Source organism: Pseudomonas sp. BF-R-19 (assembly GCF_019956445.1).
GTDB classification, from domain to species: domain Bacteria; phylum Pseudomonadota; class Gammaproteobacteria; order Pseudomonadales; family Pseudomonadaceae; genus Aquipseudomonas; species Aquipseudomonas fluorescens_BH.
This window is the reverse complement of sequence record NZ_JAHBDN010000033.1, coordinates 21603-44805: the sequence shown is the minus strand read 5'-3', so window position 1 is coordinate 44805 and position 23203 is coordinate 21603. Positions and strand designations below refer to the sequence as shown.

20 protein-coding genes are annotated in these 23203 nt (G+C 60.2%); 10 read left to right on the top strand and 10 right to left on the bottom strand.

Annotated features, from left to right (window positions below; all coding sequences use genetic code 11):
* Positions 1-130 precede the first annotated feature (130 nt).
* Positions 131-943: a tRNA cyclic N6-threonylcarbamoyladenosine(37) synthase TcdA gene (gene tcdA, locus KGB28_RS04345; RefSeq protein WP_411740574.1), complete on the bottom strand. Its 813-nt coding sequence runs from the start codon at positions 941-943 to the stop codon at positions 131-133.
* A gap of 270 nt (positions 944-1213) precedes the next feature.
* Here tcdA and KGB28_RS04340 point away from each other — a divergent pair, with 270 nt between their 5' ends.
* The 4 genes from KGB28_RS04340 (at position 1214) to KGB28_RS04325 (ending at position 6495) form a co-directional block, all read left to right on the top strand.
* Positions 1214-3805 (top strand): glycosyltransferase, encoded by a 2592-nt coding sequence (locus KGB28_RS04340; protein ID WP_223442730.1) that lies wholly within the window; start codon positions 1214-1216, stop codon positions 3803-3805.
* A 255-nt stretch (positions 3806-4060) separates the two neighbouring features.
* Positions 4061-5212: a succinyl-diaminopimelate desuccinylase gene (gene dapE / locus KGB28_RS04335; protein ID WP_223442727.1), complete on the top strand. Its 1152-nt coding sequence runs from the start codon at positions 4061-4063 to the stop codon at positions 5210-5212.
* Complete coding sequence (locus KGB28_RS04330; RefSeq protein ID WP_223442724.1) at positions 5212-6021, top strand: putative RNA methyltransferase; 810 nt, start codon at positions 5212-5214, stop codon at positions 6019-6021. The genes dapE and KGB28_RS04330 overlap by 1 nt, the downstream gene beginning before the upstream one ends.
* 96 nt (positions 6022-6117) lie before the next feature.
* Positions 6118-6495 carry a hypothetical protein gene (locus KGB28_RS04325; protein ID WP_223442721.1) on the top strand — a complete coding sequence of 126 codons (378 nt, stop codon included), beginning with the start codon at positions 6118-6120 and terminating at the stop codon, positions 6493-6495.
* Positions 6496-6633: 138 nt separating this feature from the next.
* On the opposite strand, the gene KGB28_RS04320 is transcribed toward KGB28_RS04325, so the two are convergent.
* A complete protein-coding gene (locus KGB28_RS04320; RefSeq protein WP_007954750.1) occupies positions 6634-6843 on the bottom strand; it encodes a cold shock domain-containing protein in 210 nt (69 codons plus the stop codon).
* A gap of 236 nt (positions 6844-7079) precedes the next feature.
* On the opposite strand from KGB28_RS04320, the gene plsB reads away from it, so the two are divergent.
* From plsB to KGB28_RS04300, 4 genes are all read left to right on the top strand, one after another.
* The gene (gene plsB / locus KGB28_RS04315; RefSeq protein WP_223442718.1) at positions 7080-9587 is read left to right on the top strand and encodes a glycerol-3-phosphate 1-O-acyltransferase PlsB; all 2508 of its coding nucleotides are present in this window, start codon (positions 7080-7082) and stop codon (positions 9585-9587) included.
* 105 nt (positions 9588-9692) lie between these two features.
* Positions 9693-10037, top strand: a complete 345-nt coding sequence (locus KGB28_RS04310; protein ID WP_223442715.1) for a hypothetical protein — start codon at positions 9693-9695, stop codon at positions 10035-10037.
* Between the two features lie 243 nt (positions 10038-10280).
* Positions 10281-10682, top strand: coding sequence for a YbaY family lipoprotein (locus KGB28_RS04305; protein ID WP_223442713.1), 402 nt, complete (start codon positions 10281-10283; stop codon positions 10680-10682).
* Positions 10683-10709: 27 nt separating this feature from the next.
* A complete protein-coding gene (locus KGB28_RS04300) occupies positions 10710-11399 on the top strand; it encodes a DUF4197 domain-containing protein (protein ID WP_223442710.1) in 690 nt (229 codons plus the stop codon).
* A 45-nt stretch (positions 11400-11444) separates the two neighbouring features.
* Here KGB28_RS04300 and KGB28_RS04295 read toward each other — a convergent pair whose 3' ends face one another.
* The 3 genes from KGB28_RS04295 to KGB28_RS04285 form a co-directional block, all read right to left on the bottom strand.
* Positions 11445-12791, bottom strand: coding sequence for a Fic family protein (locus KGB28_RS04295; protein WP_223442707.1), 1347 nt, complete (start codon positions 12789-12791; stop codon positions 11445-11447).
* 838 nt (positions 12792-13629) lie between these two features.
* On the bottom strand, positions 13630-16695 hold the full coding sequence (locus KGB28_RS04290) for an efflux RND transporter permease subunit (RefSeq protein ID WP_223442690.1): 3066 nt from the start codon (positions 16693-16695) through the stop codon (positions 13630-13632).
* 6 nt (positions 16696-16701) lie between these two features.
* Complete coding sequence (locus tag KGB28_RS04285; protein ID WP_223442688.1) at positions 16702-17802, bottom strand: efflux RND transporter periplasmic adaptor subunit; 1101 nt, start codon at positions 17800-17802, stop codon at positions 16702-16704.
* Positions 17803-17895: 93 nt separating this feature from the next.
* Between KGB28_RS04285 and KGB28_RS04280 the strand changes: the two genes are divergently transcribed.
* Positions 17896-18534: a TetR/AcrR family transcriptional regulator gene (locus KGB28_RS04280; RefSeq protein ID WP_223442686.1), complete on the top strand. Its 639-nt coding sequence runs from the start codon at positions 17896-17898 to the stop codon at positions 18532-18534.
* 131 nt (positions 18535-18665) lie between these two features.
* On the opposite strand, the gene KGB28_RS04275 is transcribed toward KGB28_RS04280, so the two are convergent.
* Positions 18666-19448, bottom strand: coding sequence for a class I SAM-dependent methyltransferase (locus KGB28_RS04275; RefSeq protein ID WP_057716192.1), 783 nt, complete (start codon positions 19446-19448; stop codon positions 18666-18668).
* A 93-nt stretch (positions 19449-19541) separates the two neighbouring features.
* Here KGB28_RS04275 and KGB28_RS04270 point away from each other — a divergent pair, with 93 nt between their 5' ends.
* Complete coding sequence (locus tag KGB28_RS04270; protein ID WP_223442684.1) at positions 19542-20162, top strand: energy transducer TonB; 621 nt, start codon at positions 19542-19544, stop codon at positions 20160-20162.
* A 22-nt stretch (positions 20163-20184) separates the two neighbouring features.
* Here the strand turns inward: KGB28_RS04270 and KGB28_RS04265 are convergent, their stop codons facing one another.
* From KGB28_RS04265 to tsaB, 4 genes are all read right to left on the bottom strand, one after another.
* Positions 20185-21006 (bottom strand): isocitrate lyase/phosphoenolpyruvate mutase family protein, encoded by an 822-nt coding sequence (locus KGB28_RS04265; RefSeq protein ID WP_223442682.1) that lies wholly within the window; start codon positions 21004-21006, stop codon positions 20185-20187.
* Positions 21007-21040: 34 nt separating this feature from the next.
* Positions 21041-21901, bottom strand: coding sequence for a DUF72 domain-containing protein (locus tag KGB28_RS04260; protein ID WP_223442680.1), 861 nt, complete (start codon positions 21899-21901; stop codon positions 21041-21043).
* Positions 21901-22206, bottom strand: a complete 306-nt coding sequence (locus tag KGB28_RS04255; RefSeq protein ID WP_057716196.1) for a hypothetical protein — start codon at positions 22204-22206, stop codon at positions 21901-21903. The genes KGB28_RS04260 and KGB28_RS04255 overlap by 1 nt, the downstream gene beginning before the upstream one ends.
* A gap of 257 nt (positions 22207-22463) precedes the next feature.
* On the bottom strand, positions 22464-23138 hold the full coding sequence (tsaB, locus tag KGB28_RS04250; protein WP_223442677.1) for a tRNA (adenosine(37)-N6)-threonylcarbamoyltransferase complex dimerization subunit type 1 TsaB: 675 nt from the start codon (positions 23136-23138) through the stop codon (positions 22464-22466).
* Positions 23139-23203: the final 65 nt, after the last annotated feature.

Below are 23203 nucleotides of genomic sequence, written 5' to 3'. Positions count from 1 at the left end.
CGCCTTCGTCGGATCGCCGCCCGGAGCAAGCCCGCTCCCACATTTGATCTTCAGTGAATACAGTTTTTGTGTACGACCGAAATCTAATGTGGGAGCGGGCTTGCTCGCGAAGAGGCCATCAGCAGCAACCTCAATCCTGAGGTTTGACCCGCTCCGCCGGCCGCCGCACCCCCGCGACAATCTTGTCCACAGCCTTGGTCGCCGCGACCATGCCGAAGGTCGCCGTCACCATCATCACCGCGCCAAACCCGCCGGCACAGTCGAGTTTCACCCCATCACCGACAAAACTCTTCTGCAGGCAAATGCTGCCATCCGGTTTCGGGTAGCGCAGTTGCTCGGTGGAAAACACGCACGGCACGCTGTAATGGCGGGTCACGGTGCGTGAGAAGCCGTAGTCACGGCGCAGCGTGGAGCGCACTTTCGACGCCAACGGATCGTTGAACGTGCGATTGAGGTCGCAGACCTGGATCAACGTCGGGTCAATCTGCCCGCCTGCGCCGCCGGTGGTGATGATCTGGATCTTGCGCCGCTTGCACCAGGCGATCAGCGCGGCCTTGGCGTTGACGCTGTCGATGCAGTCGATCACGCAGTCGATGTTCGGCGTGATGTACTCGGCCATGGTCTCGCGGGTCACGAAGTCAGGCACCGCGTGCACCGTGCAGTCCGGGTTGATCCCGCGCAGACGCTCGGCCATCACCTCGACCTTGGGCTTGCCGACAGTGCTGTCCAGCGCGTGCAACTGACGGTTGGCGTTGCTGACGCAGACGTCATCCAGGTCGAACAGCGAAATCTCGCCCACGCCACAACGAGCCATGGCTTCCGCCGCCCAGGAACCGACACCACCGACACCGACGATCGCCACATGGGCCGCGCGCAGGCGTTCAAGGCCTTCGATGCCATACAAACGGGCGATGCCAGCAAACCGCGGATCTTCTGTACTCATGACCATTACCCCAAAAACCGGCGCGCATTATAGGGCCGTCGGCGTCCAAGAGCATCATTGCGCTATGAACGGGCAACATCCACGAAAACTACATCGAACAAAGATTCGTCCTACACGCTCTAAAGAAAGAACTTAAACCGACTTGGATTGCCCAATGTCCGGCAATTCCCTGTCCGCTGTACGACCAGAGAATGCCCGGTGTAGGATGCGCGCCCCTTGGCGACCGCCAACCGTTCCTTCGTTCCACAGTCTTTGGAACCCGAAATAACTATGTCATCGCGTAAATTTGGACTCAACCTGGTCGTGGTGCTTGCCATCGCAGCCTTGTTTACCGGCTTCTGGGCGCTGATCAACCGCCCGGTCACCGCCCCCAACTGGCCGGAACAGATCTCCGGCTTCTCGTACTCGCCATTCCAGCAGGGCCAGTTCCCGCAGAAGGACCAGTACCCGACCGACGATCAAATGCGTCGCGACCTGGAGATCATGAGCAAGCTGACGGACAACATCCGCATCTACTCGGTCGATGGCACGCTGCAGAACATCCCGAAACTGGCGGAAGAGTTCGGCTTGCGGGTGACCCTGGGGATCTGGATCAGCCCGGACCAGGAACGCAACGAACGGGAAATCACCCGCGCCATTGAAATCGCCAACGCCTCGCGCAGCGTGGTTCGCGTGGTGGTAGGCAACGAAGCGATTTACCGCAAGGAAATCACCGCCCAGGAACTCAGCGTCATGCTCGATCGCGTGCGCGCTGCCGTGAAAGTGCCGGTGACCACGTCCGAACAGTGGCACGTCTGGGAAGAACACCCGGAACTGGCCAAGCACGTCGACCTGATCGCCGCGCACATCCTGCCTTACTGGGAGTTCGTCCCGATGGACAAGGCCGGGCAGTTCGTCCTCGACCGCGCCCGCGACCTGAAAAAGATGTTCCCGAAAAAACCACTGCTGCTGTCCGAGGTGGGCTGGCCGAGCAACGGCCGCATGCGCGGTGGCGCCGATGCCTCCCCGGCGGACCAGGCGATCTACCTGCGAACTCTGGTCAACAAGCTCAACCGCCAGGGCTTCAACTACTTCGTGATCGAAGCGTTTGACCAGCCGTGGAAAGCCAGCGACGAAGGTTCCGTCGGCGCCTACTGGGGCGTGTTCAACGCCGCGCGTCAGCAGAAATTCAACTTCGAAGGCCCGGTGGTGGCGATTCCGCAATGGCGCGTATTGGCCATTGGCTCGGTGGTATTGGCGCTGTTGTCGCTGACCCTGCTGATGATCGACGGCTCGGCCCTGCGCCAGCGTGGCCGTACCTTCCTGACCTTCATTGCGTTCCTGTGTGGTTCGGTGCTGGTGTGGATCGGTTACGACTACAGCCAGCAATACAGCACCTGGTTCAGCTTGACGGTGGGCTTCTTGCTCGCCCTCGGTGCCCTCGGGGTGTTTATCGTGCTGCTGACCGAAGCCCATGAACTGGCCGAAGCGGTGTGGGTGCACAAGCGCCGGCGCGAGTTCCTGCCGGTGGAAGGCGACTCCAGCTACCGTCCGAAAGTGTCGATTCACGTGCCCTGCTACAACGAGCCGCCGGAGATGGTCAAACAGACCCTCAACGCCCTGGCCAACCTCGACTATCCGGACTACGAAGTCCTGATCATCGACAACAACACCAAGGACCCGGCAGTCTGGGAACCGGTACGCGATTATTGCGAAACCCTCGGCCCGCGCTTCAAGTTCTTCCACGTCGCACCGCTGGCCGGCTTCAAGGGTGGCGCGCTGAACTACCTGATCCCGCACACCGCCAAGGATGCCGAAGTGATCGCGGTGATCGACTCCGATTACTGCGTGCACCCGAACTGGCTCAAGCACATGGTGCCGCACTTCGCCGACCCGAAAATCGCCGTGGTGCAGTCGCCGCAGGATTACCGCGACCAGAACGAAAGCACCTTCAAAAAGCTCTGCTACGCGGAATACAAGGGCTTCTTCCACATCGGCATGGTCACCCGCAACGACCGCGACGCGATCATCCAGCACGGCACCATGACCATGACCCGTCGCTCGGTGCTCGAAGAGCTGGGCTGGGCCGACTGGTGCATCTGTGAGGACGCAGAGCTGGGCCTGCGGGTATTCGAAAAAGGTCTGTCGGCAGCGTATTACCACACCAGCTACGGCAAAGGCCTGATGCCCGATACCTTCATCGACTTCAAGAAACAGCGTTTCCGCTGGGCCTACGGAGCGATTCAGATCATCAAGCGCCACACCGCCAGCCTGCTGCGCGGCAAGGACACCGAACTGACCCGTGGCCAGCGTTACCACTTCCTCGCGGGCTGGTTGCCGTGGGTGGCGGACGGCATGAACATCTTCTTCACCGTCGGCGCGTTGTTGTGGTCGGCGGCGATGATCATCGTGCCGCAACGGGTCGATCCGCCGCTGCTGATCTTCGCAATCCCGCCATTGGCGTTGTTCGTGTTCAAGGTCGCCAAGATCATCTTCCTCTACCGTCGTGCGGTTGGAGTGAATCTGAAGGATGCCTTCTGCGCGGCGCTGGCCGGTCTGGCGTTGTCCCATACCATCGCCAAAGCGGTGTTGTACGGCTTCTTCACCAGCAGCATTCCGTTCTTCCGTACGCCGAAAAACGCCGATAACCACGGCTTCTGGGTAGCGATCTCGGAAGCCCGGGAAGAGATGTTCATCATGCTGCTGTTGTGGGGCGCTGCCTTGGGGATCTTCCTGGTGAACGGCATGCCGAGCAACGACATGCGTTTCTGGGTCACCATGTTGCTGGTGCAGTCGTTGCCGTACCTGGCGGCGCTGATCATGGCGTTCCTGTCCTCGCTGCCAAAACCGGCCGCCGAGCCTGAAACGGCACCTGTCGTCTAAATCTGCGCGGATGCACTAAACGGCGGCCAATGGTCGCCGTTTTGCTTTAAGATAAGCGCCATTTTGCGGGGCTTGGCGTGATATAGGTCTTACTGACCGCACACAATTCCTGTGGGAGCGGGCTTGCTCGCGAATGCGTTGTAACAGTCGAGGAGTATGTTGACTGACACACCGCATTCGCGAGCAAGTCGAAGCGTCGAACCGCCGCTCCCACATTAAAAGCCCATGCCCAATTTCATGTTTTCGGAGTTTTCCATGACGGCCCACGCCGACCTTTCGCCGACCCTCCAACTCGCCATCGACCTGATCCGCCGTCCGTCCGTGACGCCGATCGACGCCGATTGCCAGAAGCAGATGATGCAGCGCCTGGGCGATGCCGGTTTCACCCTGGAACCGATGCGCATCGAAGATGTGGATAACTTCTGGGCCACCCACGGCCAGGACGACGGTCCGGTGCTGTGCTTCGCCGGCCACACCGACGTGGTCCCGACCGGCCCGGTGGCGGCTTGGCAGATCGAACCGTTCAACGCGCTGATCGACGAACACGGCATGCTCTGCGGCCGTGGCGCCGCCGACATGAAAGGCAGCCTCGCCGCCATGACCGTCGCCTCCGAGCGTTTTGTCGCCGATTACCCGAATCACAAGGGCAAAGTCGCCTTCCTGATCACCAGCGACGAAGAAGGCCCGGCGCACCACGGCACCAAGGCTGTGGTCGAACGCCTCGCCGCGCGCAAGGAACGTCTGGACTGGTGCATCGTCGGCGAACCGTCGAGCACCACCCTGGTGGGTGACGTGGTCAAGAACGGCCGTCGCGGCTCCCTTGGCGCCAAGCTGACCGTGCACGGTGTGCAAGGCCACGTGGCCTACCCGCACCTGGCCAAGAACCCGATCCACCTCGCTGCCCCGGCCCTGGCCGAACTGGCGGCCGAGCACTGGGATCACGGCAACGATTTCTTCCCGCCGACCAGTTTCCAGATCTCCAACGTCAATTCCGGCACCGGCGCGACCAACGTGATCCCCGGTGACCTGGTGGCGGCGTTCAACTTCCGCTTCTCCACCGAGTCGACAGTCGAAGGCCTGCAAAAGCGCGTCGCCGACATCCTCGACAAGCATGGCCTGGACTGGCACATCGACTGGGCGCTGTCCGGCCTGCCGTTCCTCACCGAACCGGGCGCGCTGCTCGACGCGGTATCGGCGAGCATCAAGGACATCACCGGTCGTGAAACCAAGGCGTCCACCAGCGGTGGTACCTCCGATGGCCGCTTCATCGCGACCATGGGCACTCAAGTGGTTGAGCTGGGCCCGGTCAACGCGACCATCCACCAGGTCAACGAACGCGTGCTGGCCGCCGATCTCGACGTGCTCACCGAGATCTACTACCAGACCCTGATCAAGTTGCTTGCCTGATGCTTGCGTGCCCGATCTGCAGTGAGCCGCTGAATGCGGTGGACAACGGCGTGGTTTGCCCCGCCGGGCATCGTTTCGACCGTGCGCGCCAGGGTTACTTGAACCTGTTGCCAGTACAGCACAAGAACAGCCGCGACCCTGGGGATAACCAGGCGATGGTCGAAGCCCGCCGCGACTTCCTGAACGCCGGGCACTACGCCCCGGTGTCCAGGCGTCTGGCGGAGTTGGCTGCTGGTTATGCACCGCAGCACTGGCTGGACATCGGTTGTGGCGAGGGTTACTACACCGCGCAAATCGCCGAAGCCCTGCCAGATGCCGAAGGTTATGCCCTGGACATCTCCCGGGAAGCGGTCAAACGCGCCTGCAAACGCAACCCGAAGCTCACCTGGCTGATCGCCAGCATGGCGCGGGTGCCGTTGGCTTCCGGCAGCTGCCAGTTCCTGGCCAGTGTCTTCAGCCCGCTGGACTGGGAAGAAGCCAAGCGCCTGCTCAGTGTTGGCGGCGGACTGATGAAAGTCGGGCCGACCAGCGGCCACCTGATGGAACTGCGTGAGCGGTTGTACGACGAAGTCCGTGAATACACCGACGACAAGCACTTGGCCCTGGTACCTGAAGGCATGGCGCTGGCCCACAGTGAAACCCTGGAATTCAAGCTGACGCTGGTCAGTGGTCAGGACCGGGCGAACCTGTTGGCGATGACACCCCACGGCTGGCGCGCCAGCGCCGAGCGCCGGGCAGCAGTTATCGAACAGGCGGAACCGTTCGAGGTCACCGTGTCGATGCGCTACGATTATTTCGTTCTGCAGTAGTAGTTAGAGAGCAACTTCAATTTTTTGGTCTCGGGCAAAGGTCCGAGACCGGCTAAATCCGCGAATGGATTTTTCAGACCCGCAGTGAGGACATCCATGCGCCAACCCGATATCGAGATTTACCTGAAAGACGCCGACGTCGACCACAAGGCCATTTCCGCCTGGCTGGGTGCGGCATTGGGCCCGTGCACGGATTGGGTCCAGAAGGGCCAGACCTACAAGTGCAAGGCCGGCAACGTGCCAGTGACCTGGCTGCCAAAAGCCGTCGGCAAGTGGAACAGCCTGTACCTGGAAAGCGACCAGACCCCATGGGACGACGACATCGCCTGCGCCCGCGCCGCGTTTGCCGCGCTGAACGTGGAAGTGCGTTGTGCGCCGGGTAGCTGGGTCGAGGAAGAAGGTGAAGAGACCGCCGATCGCTGGATTCGCATCAGCGCCGATGGTGAAGAAGAGATCACCTGGAAAACCGCTTAACAGCAAGCGACACCGAATAAATGTGGGAGCGGGCTTGCTCGCGAAAGCGGTACATCAGTCAACATCAACTTTGACTGACACACCGCTTTCGCGAGCAAGCCCGCTCCCACAGTAGTTTTGCGTGATCTGAAGAGTGGATTACAACCCCACCACATCCTCAGCCTGCAACCCCTTCTGCCCTTCCACCACCGCGTATTCAACCTGCTGGCCTTCGGTCAGCGAACGGTGGCCTTCACCGCGAATCGCGCGGTAATGCACGAACACGTCCACCCCGTCCTCGCGCTGAATGAAGCCGTAGCCCTTGGCGTCGTTGAACCACTTCACGTTGCCGGTTTCGCGTGTTGCCATTTGTTCATACTCCCTTTTTATTATTGATCGGGCTTTTCGCAGGAAAGCCTCGGGAACGTCAGCCTGCGCATACCGGTCCCATGAGGGCAACGGCGACAGAGCGCCGAGTATATGACAGACGTTAAAACTCTCAACAGGAGTTTACTTTCGCGCTTTTTTGCCGATTTTCAGCGAATCCGGCACACTATCGGCCGCCCAAGCAATTGCTTGGTTTTATTCACTCACGCAGAAGCCGTATGACCCGCTCCCCGTTCCGCCGTCTTGTGTTTGGCACCCTGCGCCGACTGTTGTACCTCTGGGTTCGCTCCGAGACGATCAACCAGTCGTCGTTCACCCTCAACCTCGACCGCAGTCGTCCGGTGTTCTACGTCCTGCAAAACCCTTCTCTGACTGACCTCGCCGTGGTCGACACCGAGTGCAGCAAGGCCGGTCTGCCACGCCCGGTGCTACCGGTATCGGTCGGCAACCTGCTGGAACCTGCCGCGTTCTTCTACCTGACGCCGGACCCGGACTGGCTCGGCCGCCAGGACAAGCGCGGCGCGCCGCCGACACTGACCCGCCTGGTCAGCGCCCTGAGCCAGAACGCCGCCGAAGATGCGCAGATCATTCCGGTCAGCGTGTTCTGGGGCCAGTCGCCGGACAGCGAAAACAGCCCGTGGAAACTCCTGTTCGCCGACAGCTGGGCCGTTACCGGGCGCCTGCGACGCTTGCTGAGCGTCATCGTGCTGGGACGCAAGACCCGCGTGCAGTTCTCCGCGCCGATCCACCTGCGCGAACTGATCGAACACGACAAGGGCCACGAGCGCACCGTGCGCATGGCCCAGCGCATCCTGCGGGTGCATTTCCGCAACCTGAAGGCAGCGGTGATCGGCCCGGACATTTCCCACCGTCGTAATCTGGTCAAAGGCCTGCTCAACCAGCCGCAGGTCAAACAAGCGATCCTCGACGAAGCCGAGCGCGAGAACATCTCACCGGAGAAAGCCAAAGCCCAGGCACTGCGCTACGGCAACGAAATCGCCTCGGACTACACCTACACTGCGATCCGTTTTATGGAAGTGGTGCTGAGCTGGTTCTGGAACAAGATCTACGACGGGATCAAGGTCAACCACATCGAGGGCGTGCAGAAGGCCGCCCAGGGTCACGAAGTGATCTACGTGCCGTGCCACCGCAGCCACATCGACTATCTGCTGCTGTCCTATCTACTGTTCCGCAACGGCCTGACCCCGCCGCACATTGCCGCGGGCATCAACCTGAACATGCCGGTGATCGGCGGCCTGCTGCGTCGCGGCGGCGCGTTCTTCATGCGCCGCACGTTCAAGGGCAACCCGCTCTACACCTCGGTGTTCAACGAATACCTGCACACCCTGTTCACCAAGGGCTTCCCGGTGGAGTACTTCGTCGAAGGCGGCCGTTCGCGCACCGGGCGCATGCTGCAACCGAAGACCGGGATGCTGGCGATCACCCTGCGCAGCTTCCTGCGCTCGTCGCGCATGCCGATCGTGTTCGTGCCGGTGTACATCGGCTACGAGCGTGTGCTGGAAGGCCGGACCTACCTCGGCGAACTGCGCGGTGCGGCCAAGAAGAAAGAGTCGATCTTCGATATTTTCAAAGTCATCGGCGCGCTCAAACAGCGCTTCGGCCAGGTGGCGGTGAACTTCGGCGAGCCAATCAAGCTGGCGGAATTCCTCGACGGCGAACAGCCGGACTGGCGCCAACAGGAACTCGGCCCCCAGTTCAGGCCCGCCTGGCTCAACGAAACCACCAACCGCCTCGGCGAGAAAGTCGCCCGGCATCTGAACGAAGCGGCGGCGATCAACCCGGTCAACCTGGTGGCACTGGCGCTGCTGTCGACCACCCGACTGGCGCTGGATGACCGGGCCATGGCGCGGGTGCTGGATTTGTACCTGGCGCTGTTGCGCAAGGTCCCATACTCGCCACACACCACCCTGCCGGACGGTGATGGCCGGGCGTTGATCGAGCACGTGAAGGACATGGACCTGCTGTCCGAGCAGAGCGATGCCCTGGGCAAGATTCTGTATCTGGACGAACAGAACGCCGTCCTGATGACCTACTACCGCAACAACGTATTGCACATCTTCGCACTGCCGGCGTTGCTGGCGAGCTTCTTCCAGAGCGCCTCGCGCATGAGCCGCGAACAGATCCTGCGCTACACCCGCGCGTTGTATCCCTACCTGCAAGCAGAGCTGTTCATTCGCTGGTCGCTGGACGAACTGGATGCGGTGATCGATCAATGGCTGGAGGCGTTCGTCGAGCAAGGCCTGCTGCGTTTCGAGAACAACGTGTACCTGCGCCCGGCGCCAAGCTCGCGGCATTTCGTGCTGCTGACCTTGCTGTCGAAAAGCATCGCCCAGACGTTGCAGCGCTTCTACATGACCGTGTCCCTGCTGCTCAACAGTGGCCAGAACAGCATCAGCGCCGAAGAGCTGGAAGACCTGTGCACGGTCATGGCCCAGCGCCTGTCGATCCTGCATGGCCTGAACGCCCCGGAATTCTTCGACAAGAGCCTGTTCCGCCACTTCATCCAGACCATGCTCGACCTTGACGTGCTCAAGCGTGATGAAGCGGGCAAGCTGAGCTATCACGAACTGCTCGGTGAACTGGCCGAAGGCGCGGCCAAACGGGTGTTGCCGGCGGAGATTCGATTGTCGATTAGGCAGGTGGCGTTGCACGGCAATGAAAGTGCGGCGGAAAAAGCCCCACTGAACACACAAACAACAACTTGACTTTCCACGCAGAAATAAAAGGATGTATTTCTGCGAAATACCAGACTTCAATGATCAGCTAGCATCCTTCATGCCTATTCCAGGCTCAACTAAAAGGATGGTTAGATGAACAAATACATTTCCGGAAAAGTTCTTTTCAGCAAAACTCCATATCGCACACATCCGAGCTACACCACCAAAACCAGTCTTTACAAACATCCCAGCGACAATGAATCCACGCTCATCAACACACATGAAGAAAACTCGCTGAAGCATAAATGGTGGGAATTTGAATTCGTTGTTGAACGCGACCCCAGTGAAAACTCTGTCGCTACGTACCGAATTATCGCAGAAGTTTTTCTTCCCGACGGGACGCTTCTCGCCAAGGCCGATGAACTTCTTTCGATCGATTTCGAATATGGCACTCGTCATCACGAAGACATCTACCTCAAACCTGTATTCATTGTTTAATTAATAAAAACATCGAACTGCTTGGCAGTAGCAAAGAGCCACCCTATATATCGACGCCCGCTCCCTCTTCAACGATGAGAGCCGCTAAAAACTTGCTCAGCACGTGTCTTGATACTCACACGTATAATTGGCGAATCCCCTCACACGTGAGGCAAAAAATTGCCGGGGGATATTGCCGGAAAAATCCGCTAAATTGTTGTTGGCGCCGGTCCTCTTCGGGCGCCAATGACAAGGATCCGCCTCATGAAAAAACTCTCTCTCCTTGGGCTATCCGCTTTACTGAGCGCCTGCCAATCCATGCAGCCTGCCCCTAAAGCCAACCTCGATGGCGAAGTCTTCTACCTGCAACGCATCGCCCTGCCACCGACGGCGGTCCTGAGCGTCAGCCTGCAGGACATCTCACTCGCCGATGCCCCGGCGAAGGTCATCGACGAACAGCGCGGCCAGGTCAAAGGCCAAGTGCCGTTGGCCTTCCACCTCAGCTACGACCCGCTGAAGGTAGAGCCCAATCACCGTTACTCGGTGAGCGCGCGCATTGAAGTCGATGGCAAACTGATGTTCATCACCACCGAGAATCATGCCGTGCGCCTGGACGGCACCGATCCACAGCCGCTGAAGGTCCGTGTCGACCCGGCCCGCTACTAAGTGTCTTTTTCGAAAAAGGAAGTTGCCATGTTCCGCCCTACCCTCCGCATTGCCGGCCTGTGCGCAGGCTTGATGATCTGTGCCAACGCCCTGGCGCTATCCCTCACCGACCTGTCGCAGAAAGACGCCACCGGCGGGCTCAAGGACGCACTGACCCAAGGCGCGCAACTGGCCGTCAAACAACTCGGTACCCCGGGTGGCTTCAGCAACAACCCCGACGTAAAAATCGAACTGCCGGGCAAGCTGGGCAAGGTCGCGAGCAAGATGAAACAGTTCGGCATGGGTGACCAGGTCGATGAACTGGAAGCCAGCATGAACAAGGCGGCGGAAAGCGCTGTGACCCAGGCCCAGCCCATCCTCGTCGACGCCGTGAAGAAAATGACCGTGGAAGATGCCAAGGGCATCCTCAGCGGCGGCAACGACTCGGCCACCCAATACCTGAACAAGACCAGCCGCGAACAGATCCGCGCCAGGTTCCTGCCGATCGTCAAGCAAGCCACCGACAAGGTTGGCCTGGCCCAGCAGTACAACTCGTTCGCCGGGCAAGCGGCGACAATGGGCGTAGTGGATGCGAAGAATGCCAACGTCGAAAACTACGTCACCGAGCAGGCGCTGAATGGCTTGTTCGAAATGATCGGCAAACAGGAAGAAACCATCCGCCAGAACCCGGCATCTGCGGCGACCAGTTTGGCGAAGAAGGTGTTTGGTACGCTCTGAGCCGCGACACAAAACCTGTGGGAGCAGGCGTGCTCCCACAAAGGTTCAGGCCGCTGATACCGGTCTTAGAAAGAACACCCACTCCCGCCCCATCTTGCGTTTCTCGAACAGCTTCAACGCGACCAGCCCATTTAGCGTGGCTGATGCCGTGTTGTAGGAACAACCCAGATTTTCCTTCACATTGACCGCCGTGAATTCCTTGGCCATTCCGCTCCTGGCCACTTGAAACAATGCCCGCTGTTTCTCGGTGAGCTGGTCGAGAAAACCACTTTCACGCAACCAGCAATCAAATTGCTGCGCATCGTCCAGACTTTTCCGATACGCCTCGGTAAAACTGCCCACAGCCCGCAACACCACCGAACACTGGAAATCAATGAAATACGTCAGATCCAGGTCATCCGCCTCGGTATTCAAATACGACCGCCCGTACTTCAACGGCGCATTGCGCAACAAAACACTGATGGCGATGTAGCGAAACGCCGAGTAGTCATTTTTGAACATGAACCAGTAAAACAGTGCGCGCGCGACCCGACCGTTGCCGTCGCGAAAAGGATGCTCGTAACCCAAGACAAAATGCAGCGCGATGGCTTTGATCAATGGATGAAGGTAGTCCGCTTGATGAGGGTTGTTGTGGGGTTGGTTGATCCACTTGGCCAGCACCTGCAAACGTGTCACTAGCCCTGTTGCAGGCGGTGGCGAATGCACGGTGTTGCCCTCGCCATCCTGGACGACGACGTCATCGTTGACCCTGAACGCTCCTGGCGAGTACTGCGAATCGTCGATCCCCTCGACGCCAACTCGATGCATGGCTGCAATCAGTTCAACGCTCAGTGGCTCGTAACGCTGCTCCCAGGCGAAGTTCATCATCTTGAAGTTACCGATGACCATTCGCTCATCCGGCGTGCGCGGCGAGCGATGGCGCTTGAGCATGTCCTTGGCCACCCGCGTCGTGGTGGCCGCACCTTCGAGCTGGCTACTGCTGATGGCCTCGTCTTCGATCAGATCATTGAGCAAATAGCTGAAATGAGCGCGCTCGCCAATCTGGCCGGTCATATATTCCAGCACTGCGGTTGTCGCCTGACGATCCACTACGGAAATGGCTTTTTGCGCCTGCGGTGTCAGCATGAATTTCAGCCAGCACGCCGTTTCACCCAATGGCAAAAGGTTCGAATACTGTGCAGTCCGCGCTTTCTTGACCAAGGCCCAGCACAGGTTCGAATCCAGCCCGGGCGCCCAGCGGTAGCGCAATGAATCGAATGGCAGGTAACGTCCCTGATCGTCCAGGGGCTTGAGCAAGGCGAGGTATTGCGAAAGGCGTTCCTTGTGGGGCGATCGCAACAGCCGATCAAACACCGGATCGGACCGCCCCCTCAATGTGGGTGGATTTTTCATGGCGCTGTCTCAAACATGCGTGAAACCGGGCTCTGAGTACAACACCTGAGCTTTTCAGCCTCAATATCAGACGGGTCCGAGATAAATGTAGGAACAATGAAGGCCCGCTGGTTGGTAAAGGTTCTGCAGTCCCGGTTGCTGAATTAGCAGCGACGGTTTTGACTGATAAGCCGTCATCGCGAGCAGGCTCACTCCCACAATTGGATCGGGTACATCTGTGAGGGATTCGTCGGCTGGCAGGCCGCCATCGCAGGCAAGCCAGCTCCCACAATTTGACCGAGTACATCCGGAAGAAACAGGTCGGCTGGCAGGCCGCCTTCGCGAGCAGGCTCGCACCTACAGTTGGGCTGGGTACATTCGAAAGAAATTGGTCGGCTGGCAGGCCGTCATCGTCGGAACGCCGCCCGGACCAAGCTCGCTCCCACAGAAGAGCAAAGGCAGGTTGGCGTACACCGACGCTCCTCACCACTCATCAGGCCGAGCGTTAGCTCGCCTGCAGCTTTTGATCTTGATCCACCCGCCCCCTCGGGAGGCTGAGTGGAGGCGTTCATCCGGGGATTGGCGCGTAGCGCCGTTCGACGCAGTCGAACACATTGCATGTAGGTCGAAGCGAAGCCGACCGGAGGGCAATGCCCCCGGATGAATGCCGGAGCGAAGGAACCCCGAGCCTTAGCGAGGGGCCGTACGTTCGGGGCGAGCGCTTTTGGTTACTTTTAAGGCGCTTGTTAAAAGTGACTCGCCGTAAGGGCGAAACCGCCAGCCGCCGTTACCGCAGGAACGGATATGTACTCAATCAACCAAGAGCATGGTCGGCCCAAAGGCCGCCACGCCCAAACCATCAAACCGACTCTTTGCGAACCCGAAACCAGGCAGCATAAAGGGCAGGCAAAAACAAAAGCGTCAACGCCGTGGCCACAATCAACCCCCCCATGATCGCCACCGCCATCGGCCCGAAAAACACACTGCGCGACAACGGAATCATCGCCAACACCGCCGCCAGCGCCGTCAACACAATCGGCCGAAACCGCCGCACCGTCGCCTCGATAATCGCCTGCCAAGGCTTCAACCCCGCAACGATATCCTGCTCGATCTGATCCACCAGAATCACCGAGTTACGCATGATCATCCCGGACAAGGCGATAGTCCCCAGCATGGCCACGAAACCGAACGGCTGACGGAACACCAGCAAAAACAGCGTCACACCAATCAACCCCAATGGCGCCGTGAGAAAGACCATCGCCGTGCGCGAAAAACTTCGCAGCTGCAGCATCAGCAACGTCAACACCACCACGATGAACAGCGGCACCCCTGCCTTCACCGAGTTCTGTCCGCGCGCCGAATCTTCCACGGTGCCGCCGACATCCAGCAAGTAGCCATCCGGCAATTCAGCGCGGATCGAATCGAGGGTCGGCATGATCTGCTGCACCAGCGTCGCCGGTTGTTCCTTGCCATAGATGTCGGCGCGAACCGTCACGTTAGGCAGGCGGTTACGGTGCCAGATGATGCCCTCTTCGAAGCCGTACTCCAGGGTCGCGATCTGCGACAGCGCGACACTGCGACCGTTATCGGTCGGCACCGCCAGGCTCGGCAGCAACGACAACTCGGTGCGCTCATGCAAGGTGCCGCGTAACAGGATCTCGATCAACTCGTTGTCTTCACGGTACTGGCTGACACTGGAACCGGTCAGGGAGCTTTGCAGGAACCTCGACAGGTTCGCCGTGCTCACGCCCAGCGCCCGCGCGCGGTCCTGATCGATGTTCAGGTACACCACCTTGCTCGGCTCTTCCCAATCCAGGTGGACGTTGACCACATGCGGGTTCTCGCGAACCTTGGCCGCGACTTTGCGCGCCAGCGCCCGCACTTCCTCGATGTGCTCCCCGGTCACGCGGAACTGCACCGGATAGCCAACCGGCGGACCGTTTTCCAGGCGCGTGACCCGCGAACGCAGCACCGGGAATTGCTCATTGAGGGTTGAGATCAACCAGGTGCGCAGGGTTTCCCGTTCTTCGATGGTTTTCGCCAGGACGACAAACTGGGCGAAGCTCGCCGCCGGCAGTTGTTGATCCAGCGGCAGGTAGAAACGCGGCGAACCGGTGCCGACGTAGGCCACGTAATTGTCGATCCCGGCCTTATCCTTGAGCAGCGCTTCGAGACGTTTGACCTCGTCGGCGGTGTTGCTCAGCGAAGCGCCTTCGGCCAGTTTCAGGTCGACCATCAACTCCAGGCGACCCGATGCCGGGAAGAACTGCTGCGGCACAAAGCGGAACAGCACGATGGAGCCAATGAACAACAGCACGGTCGCCAGGATCACGGTTTTGCGCCAGCGCACGCACCACTCCACCAGACGCCGGACGCGCTGATAAAACGGCGTGGCATACGGATCGGGCTGGCCGGCACCGTGTTTGGCGGCATGAATCTTCGCCAGGTCCGGAAGGAGTTTCTCCCCGAGGTACGGCACGAACACCACCGCGGCCACCCACGACGCCAATAGCGCGATGGTAACCACCTCGAAGATCGAACGGGTGTATTCACCAGTGCCCGATTGCGCCGTGGCAATCGGCAGGAAGCCGGCCGCGGTGATCAGCGTACCGGTGAGCATCGGGAACGCGGTACTGGTCCAGGCATAACTCGCGGCTTTGACCCGGTCGAAACCCTGCTCCATTTTGATCGCCATCATTTCCACGGCGATGATCGCGTCGTCCACCAGCAAACCCAGGGCCAGTACCAGCGCGCCGAGGGAGATCTTGTGCAGGCCGATGCCCAGGTAATACATGCAGGCGAACGTCATCGCCAGCACCAGCGGAATCGCCAGGGCCACCACCATGCCAGTGCGCACGCCGAGGGAGAAGAAGCTCACCAGCAACACAATGGCCAGCGCCTCGACCAACACTTGCACGAACTCGCCAACACCGGTTTTCACCGCAGCCGGTTGGTCGGAAACCTTGCGCAACTCCATGCCGGCCGGGAGGTTTTTCTGGATGCGGGCAAACTCGATTTCCAGCGCCTTGCCCAGTACCAGGATGTCACCGCCGTCCTTCATTGCCACCGCAAGGCCGATGGCGTCCTGCGCCATGAAGCGCATGCGCGGCGCCGGTGGATCGTTGAAACCACGGCGCACGTCGGCCACGTCGGAGATGCGGAAGGTGCGATCACCGACGCGGATCGGGAAGTTCTTGATCTCGTCGACCGTCTGAAAATTCCCCGTCACCCGTAGCTGCAATCGCTCGCTGCTGGTTTCGAAGAAACCTGCCGTGGACACCGCGTTCTGTTCTTCAAGGGCTTGCTGGACAACAGCCAGCGGCAAGCCGAGGGTGGCGAGCTTGACGTTGGAGAGTTCGATCCAGACTTTCTCGTCCTGCAACCCCAGCAGTTCGACCTTGCCCACATCCTTGACCCGTTGCAGCTGGATCTGGATGCGGTCGGCGTAATCCTTGAGCACGGCGTAGTCGAAACCCTCGCCGGTCAGGGCATAGATATTGCCGAACGTGGTGCCGAATTCATCGTTGAAGAACGGCCCCTGAATTCCCGGCGGCAAGGTATGACGAATGTCGCTGATCTTCTTGCGCACCTGATACCAGAGTTCCGGGATCTCCACCGAGTGCATGGAGTCGCGGGCGATGAAGGTCACCTGGGATTCGCCGGGGCGAGAGAACGACACGATGCGCTCGTACTCGCCGGTTTCCATCAACTTCTTTTCAATGCGTTCGGTGACCTGGCGCGAGACTTCCTCGGCGGTCGCTCCCGGCCAGTTGGTGCGAATCACCATGGCCTTGAAGGTGAACGGAGGATCCTCGCTCTGGCCGAGCTTGGTGTAGGAAAGTGCGCCGACGATGGCCAGCAACAGCATCAGGAACAGGACGATCTGGCGATTACGCAGCGCCCATTCGGAAACGTTGAAGCGCATCGGGGCTTACTCCTTGTCCGCCAGATTGACCACGCGATTGGAGCGATCCACCGGGCGCACCTGCTGCCCTTCGAGAAGCACATGGACACCGGCAGCCACCACCCAGTCGCTGGCGTTGAGCCCTTCAAGCACCGGTACGGTTTTCTCGCCAAAGGCACCGACCCGCACCGGGGCCTTTTTCAAGGTGTTATTGGCGCTGACGATCCAGACATAGGTCACGCCGTTTTCCGCCGTCAGCGCAGACAACGGAACGGACAGTGGAACCACGTCGGCGGCCTGCACGAACACTCGGGCGCTCTGGCCCAGTTCGACAGGAACCTTGCCGGAACTGAAGGCAATGCGGGCCGCGAAGGTGCGCGATTTTGGATCAGCAGACGGCGACAATTCACGGATACGCCCTTCGAATCGCTGATCGGGCTGGGTCCAGAGTTCCACCGACACCGGCTCACCGACCTTGAAGCGGCCGAAGTTCTGCTCCGGCAGGCTGATCAGGACTTCACGCTCGCCATCGGTTGCCAGGGTGAACACCGTTTGCCCGGCAGCCACGACTTGCCCGACCTCCACCAGGCGCTTGGCCACGACGCCGTCCTGCGGCGCACGCAACACGGCGTAGCTGGCCTGGTTATTGGAAACGTTGAATTCGGCTTTGATTTGCTTGAGCCGCGCTTCGCCGGAGCGGTAGAGGTTTTCCGCGTTGTCGTATTGTGAACGACTGACCAGTTGACGCTCCATCAGGGTCTTGTAGCGATCACGCTCGGAACGCACCAGGTTCAGATTGGCTTCGGCGGCGGCGACCTGGGCCCGGGTGGCCTCCAGTTGCAGGCGCACGTCCTGGGGATCGAGCTCGGCCAATGGTTGATCGGCCTTGACCCGCTGCCCTTCCTCGACCAGTCGTCGGCTGACTTTGCCGCCGATACGGAACGCCAGATCCGGCTCATACCGCGCGCGGACTTCACCGGGATAGCTTTCCATGGCCTGCGCCGAAGGCTCTGGCTGGACCACCATGGCCGGGCGCACGCTGACCTGCGGTGCCTCTTCATGACCACACGCAGACAATAAAAAAGCCAGGGTGACTGGCAACGCGAGGGGCAAGGCATAGCGGAACATGGTGAAGGACCTTTCGCTAATGGTGCTTTGAATAATTATACTGAGCAGTATGTTATTAATAGCAAACTCACCAGTCCAGTAATAAAAACGAATATGCCAAACAATCTTTCAGCACCCAATGGCCCAGGCAGACCCAAGGACCTGGTCAAGCGCCAGGCGATTCTCGATGCGGCCAAAGCGCTGTTTCTGAGTAAGGGTTATGCCAATACCAGCATGGATGCCGTCGCGGCCGAGGCCGGTGTGTCGAAGCTGACGGTCTATAGCCACTTCAACGACAAGGAGACGCTGTTCTCCTCTGCGGTGATGGCCAAGTGCGAGGAACAGTTGCCACCGCTGTTCTTCGAACTGCCGGAAGGCGTGGCAGTGGAAACCGTGCTGCTGAACATCGCGCGCGGTTTTCATCATCTGATCAACAGTGATGAATCGGTGAACCTGCACCGCTTGATGATGACCTTGGGCAGTCAGGACCCTAAACTGTCGCAGATATTCTTCGAAGCCGGGCCGGAGCGCATGCTACATGGCATGGAACGCCTGCTGAGCAAGATCGATGAAAGCGGCGTGTTGCGCATCGACAAGCCGCACAACGCGGCCGAGCACTTCTTCTGCCTGCTCAAGGGCGCCGGGAATTTCCGCTTGCTGTATGGCTGCGGCGAGCCTTTGGTTGGCGAGGCGGCGGAGAGCCATGTGCGGGAGGTAGTGGGGTTGTTTTTGCGGGCTTATCGGCCTGAGTGAGCCTGATGAGTTTGTGCCGAATGGGCGGGCGTATTCGCGAGCAAGCCCGCTCCCACAGGTGACCCGGTTCCGTCGGACAGTACGCGGTCAAATGTGGGAGCGGGCTTGCTCGCGAAGCAGGCGCCTCGGTCTTACGGCTTGAGCGCCTTCTTCGGATAAATGTCATACCGGCTGGACTTGCCATCCAGCGCATGACTCGGCTTCGGCCCTTCGATGCACGGCGCCTTGCGCGGACGCTTGACCACCACCCGGTGGCTGGCCAGGGCCAAGGCGGCCTCGAGCAATGCCGGCGCATCCGGGTCATCACCCACCAGCGGCCGGAACAGGCGCATTTCCTTCTTCACCAGTGCGGTTTTCTCACGGTGCGGGAACATCGGGTCAAGGTAGATCACCTGCGGCGGCTCGCCCTCCCAGTTGCGCATGACCTCGATCGAGTTGCCTTTGAGCAAGCGCATGCGCGCCACGATCGGCGCCACGTCGAAATCTTCCGCGCCACGGGCCAGGCCGTCTTCCAGCAAGGCACCGATCAGCGGCTGACGCTCGATCAGGCTCATCTCGCAACCGAGGCTGGCCAGCACGAACGCGTCCTTGCCCAGGCCTGCCGTGGCGTCCAGTACCCGCGGGCGCACGCCTTGGGCGACGCCAACAGCCTTGGCGATCATCTGTCCGCTGCCGCCGCCGTACAACCGGCGATGGGCCGCACCGCCCTCGACGAAGTCCACCCGCACCGGGCCGGGTGCATCCGGCCCCAGCTGTTGCAGCTGCAAGCCCATGTCACCCACCTGCAAGGCAAATTCGCCGTCCGCCACTTGCATTGGCAAGCCCAGGCGCTCGGCCCATTGCTCGGCTTGAGGCTCGAAAGCCGCGTCGAGGGCCTGGACATGGATGCGGCAGGCCGCAGGTTGATCAATCATCGGAAAACACGCTCAAAAAATTAATGATCGGCAAAAACTGCCGATAACAAAACTATCGAGCATTTTGCCAGAGCTGAGCGTCGACCGAGAGAAATGTCAGACATTCAACCCACAATCACAGGTTTTATCTCGCCCTATGGCGACTACAACCTGCGAAACACCCAGGCACTGAGCGGTGTCAGCCACATCTGGCAGGATTTCTTTGCCCGAGCGCTGGCCGAACTGTCGGGTGAAGTGCTGCCGCAATCTCTGAGTTTTCCACCGGTCGATCTCGAAAGTCCTGTTGAACCCACGGTCGGCAGCGAGCTGCTGGAGCACATCGTGTCTCAGCGCGAATGCGACGTGAAGGACAACGTAATCCGCCCGCCCGAGCCGCTGTTCCTGCCAATTGCCGAATTCGAAATGGACCTGGCCGACAAGCCACGCCCACCGTTCCCGGCGGATGAAATCGTCACACAGCAAAAACAGCAGGACTTCGAAAGCGGCTGGGTTCGCCCGATCGTGCTGAAAGCCGGTCAGCCGGTATACGAAGCAGGGCCTGCCCCGCAACCGCGCCCGCTGCACCTGCCCATCGCCGAGTTCGAACTCGACCTGCTCGAAAAGCCGTTCCCACCGTTCTCGCCAGAAGAACGGGTGGAACAGCAGAAACAACTCGATTTCGACAATGGCTGGGCGCGCCCGATCATCCTGCAGAACCTGCGTATCGCCGCCTGACCCTCAGCCGCGCCCTCTTCCCTCAGCCTTTGAAAAACTGATTGGCCTTCTGGTACGGCATCGACCGGGACGTGAAACCAAACGTGCCTGACGTCTGGATTTCTTCGGCGGCGCGGAAGAATTCGCCATAGGCCGCCAATGCCAGCGCCGAGCCCACGCTGATGCGTTTGACGCCCATCTCACCCAACTGCGCGACCGTCAGCTTCAAGCCCCCCGACATCAACACATTCACTGGTTTTGGCGCCACGGCGCGCACCACCGCCAGCACATCCTCGGCGCTGCGCAGACCCGGTGCGTAGAGCACATCGGCACCGGCCTCGGCGAATGCCTGCAAACGGCGGATGGTGTCGGCCAGATCGGGATTGCCGTGCAGGAAGTTTTCCGCCCGGGCAGTCAACGTAAAGTGGAACGGCAGACTGCGAGCGGCAGCCACAGCGGCTTCGATGCGCGCCACGGCGTGTTCGAAACAGTAGATCGGGCCTTCTTCGCGGCCGGTGGCATCTTCGATCGAACCACCGATGGCTCCAGCCTCTGCTGCGCGCAAGATACTTTTCGCGCAATCAGCCGGGTTGTCGGCAAAACCGTTTTCCAGGTCCACGGCAACCGGCAGGTCGGTGGCGGCGACAATGGCTTGAACGTTCATCAGGGTGTCATCGAGGGTCAATCCGCCATCGGCACGCCCCTGGGAAAAGGCATAACCGGCACTGGTGGTCGCCAGCGCCTCGAAGCCGAGGCTGGCGAGCATTTTCGCCGAGCCGGCATCCCACGGATTGGGAATCACAAAGGCCCCGGGACGTTCATGAAGGGCTTTGAACGCCTGGGCTCGAAGGGTTTGCGCATCCATTGGGCAGGCTCCTGAAGAGGGGAAAGAATCCGCCTCAGAGCAGGCCAAGTTGCTCGGCGACGGGTTCTCTGTATAGCTCAGGCAGCGCCGGCAAGCCAGGCAAACGCAGCATCAGCCGAGCGTGAAAACGCTGCGCCAGCTTCGCGGCCAGCAGGTTGTCGGCGGTGTGCAGGAAGATATACGGCGTGCGGCCTTCTTCGATCCATAGTGCAATTTTCTCGACCCAAGGCTCCAGGAACGTATCGTTGGCCTCAAGCGTCGGGTGGCCGATAAAACGCACCTGCGGGAATTGCGTGAATGCCGCAGGGCGCGGTGGCACCCGGGGTTTCTTCGATTGGGCGTGGAGCACCGAGGGCTCGGTCGAGGTGCAACTGAACAGCGCACGGGGATCGAGACAAATGCGTTCGACTCCGCGATCCAGCAGCAGACGGTTGAACATTCGCTCGCTGGCACCCTTGGCGAAAAACTCGTCATGCCGCACTTCAACGGCCAGCGGCCGCTGCAGGGCATCGATAAATCCGGCCAGTTCGGGCAAACGTTGGGGCGTGAAGCTTTTCGACAACTGCAACCACAGTGGCGACACCCGCTCACCGAGAGGGCTGAGTAACTGAGTGAAGGTCTCAGCGGCGGTCAGCTGCTCGCGCAGATCGCCACCGTGGCTGATCTCGCCGGGAAACTTGGCGGTGAAGCGAAAGTGTTCGGGCATGGTGTCGGCCCAACGCTGCACGGTGCTGGCAGCCGGGCTCGCGTAGAAGGTCGTGTTGCCTTCCACGGCATTGAAAACCCGGGAATAGAGATCAAGAAAATCGGCGGGTCTGGCGTCCGGCGGATACAGGTAGTCGCGCCAGGCGTTTTCGCTCCAGGACGGGCATCCGAGGTAATACGGCAGCAACATCAGATGTACAGGTCGAGACCCAGCACATCCGCTTCCCAATCGACGAAACCGGCGGTGCTCAGGTAGCTGGCCAGGGCTGTCGCCACGCTTTTGCTCATGGCACGGTGGTAAATCATGTCTTGCTGACGGGCGGGGAGATTGCTCAGTTTTTGCGCAGAGGCTTTGGCGGCACGGGCAGCCAGTTGCTCTTCAGTCGGAAATTCCAGCTCGCCTTCGATATCAATGGCGTCGTCTTCCACCACGCGGCCTTTGCGAGGTTTGCGCTTGATGGGGTAGGACTGAGAGGAAACGCCGTCTATACGCATAGGTGCATACTCGGAATCAGTGATGGCAGTTTAGTGGCGCACTTCCCGCTTCGCAAACCGCCGAGTGATAACTAGAACACATAAAAGGCAAAAGGTTTAAAAGCTGAGGTTAGAAACTGATGATTGGCTATAACTGGTAGTTCGCATCGCGAGCAAGCTCGCTCCCACAGGGTACAGATGTGTTCACAAATCCTGTGGACAACCCCAATCACTGTGGGAGCGAGCTTGCTCGCGATAGGTACAACTCGGTATAGGATCTATCGCGCTTTAGGCGTCGCCACTTTATCGCGCAGATAAACCGGCTGCGCCTCATCGGCCACGATCGCCTCGCCGCGTTCCCAGGCAAATCGCGCCAGAGTCAGCAGGTCTGCGGCGTGGGGCAACATGCCCGCGTCCTGCCCGCTCAGGCTGACGGCGATACGCTCGCCATACCCCCAACCAGTGCCTGCGCCGAACCATTCGCCACTGGCATCGGCCGGCAATCCAGCGGACTCCGGCGGCAGTACTGCTTCAGCCCCCACCAGGCGCATCTCCCCGGCCGTTTCGCGGTAGCAACCCCAATACACTTCATCCATGCGCGCATCGATGGCGGCGGCAACCTGAGTGGCGCCGTGTTCGCGCAGCGCACGTTGCGCCAGCACGGCCAGGTTCGACACCGGCAACACCGGGCGATTCAGGGCAAACGCCAGGCCTTGCACCACGCCGATGGCAATGCGCACGCCGGTGAAGGCGCCCGGGCCACGGCCGAACGCGATGGCATCGACCGCTTGCAGCGTGGTGCCCGCATCGGCCAGCAATTGCTTGATCATCGGCAACAGCTTCTGCGCGTGCAGGCGCGGGATCACCTCGTAATGGCTCGTGACCTTGCCGTCATGCAGCAAGGCAACGGAGCAAGCTTCAGTCGCGGTGTCCAGGGCCAGCAAGGTGCTCATCGATGTATCCACAAGAGAGATCAGAAAAAAGTGCGTCAGTATAAACAACTACGGCCCGCAAGCGG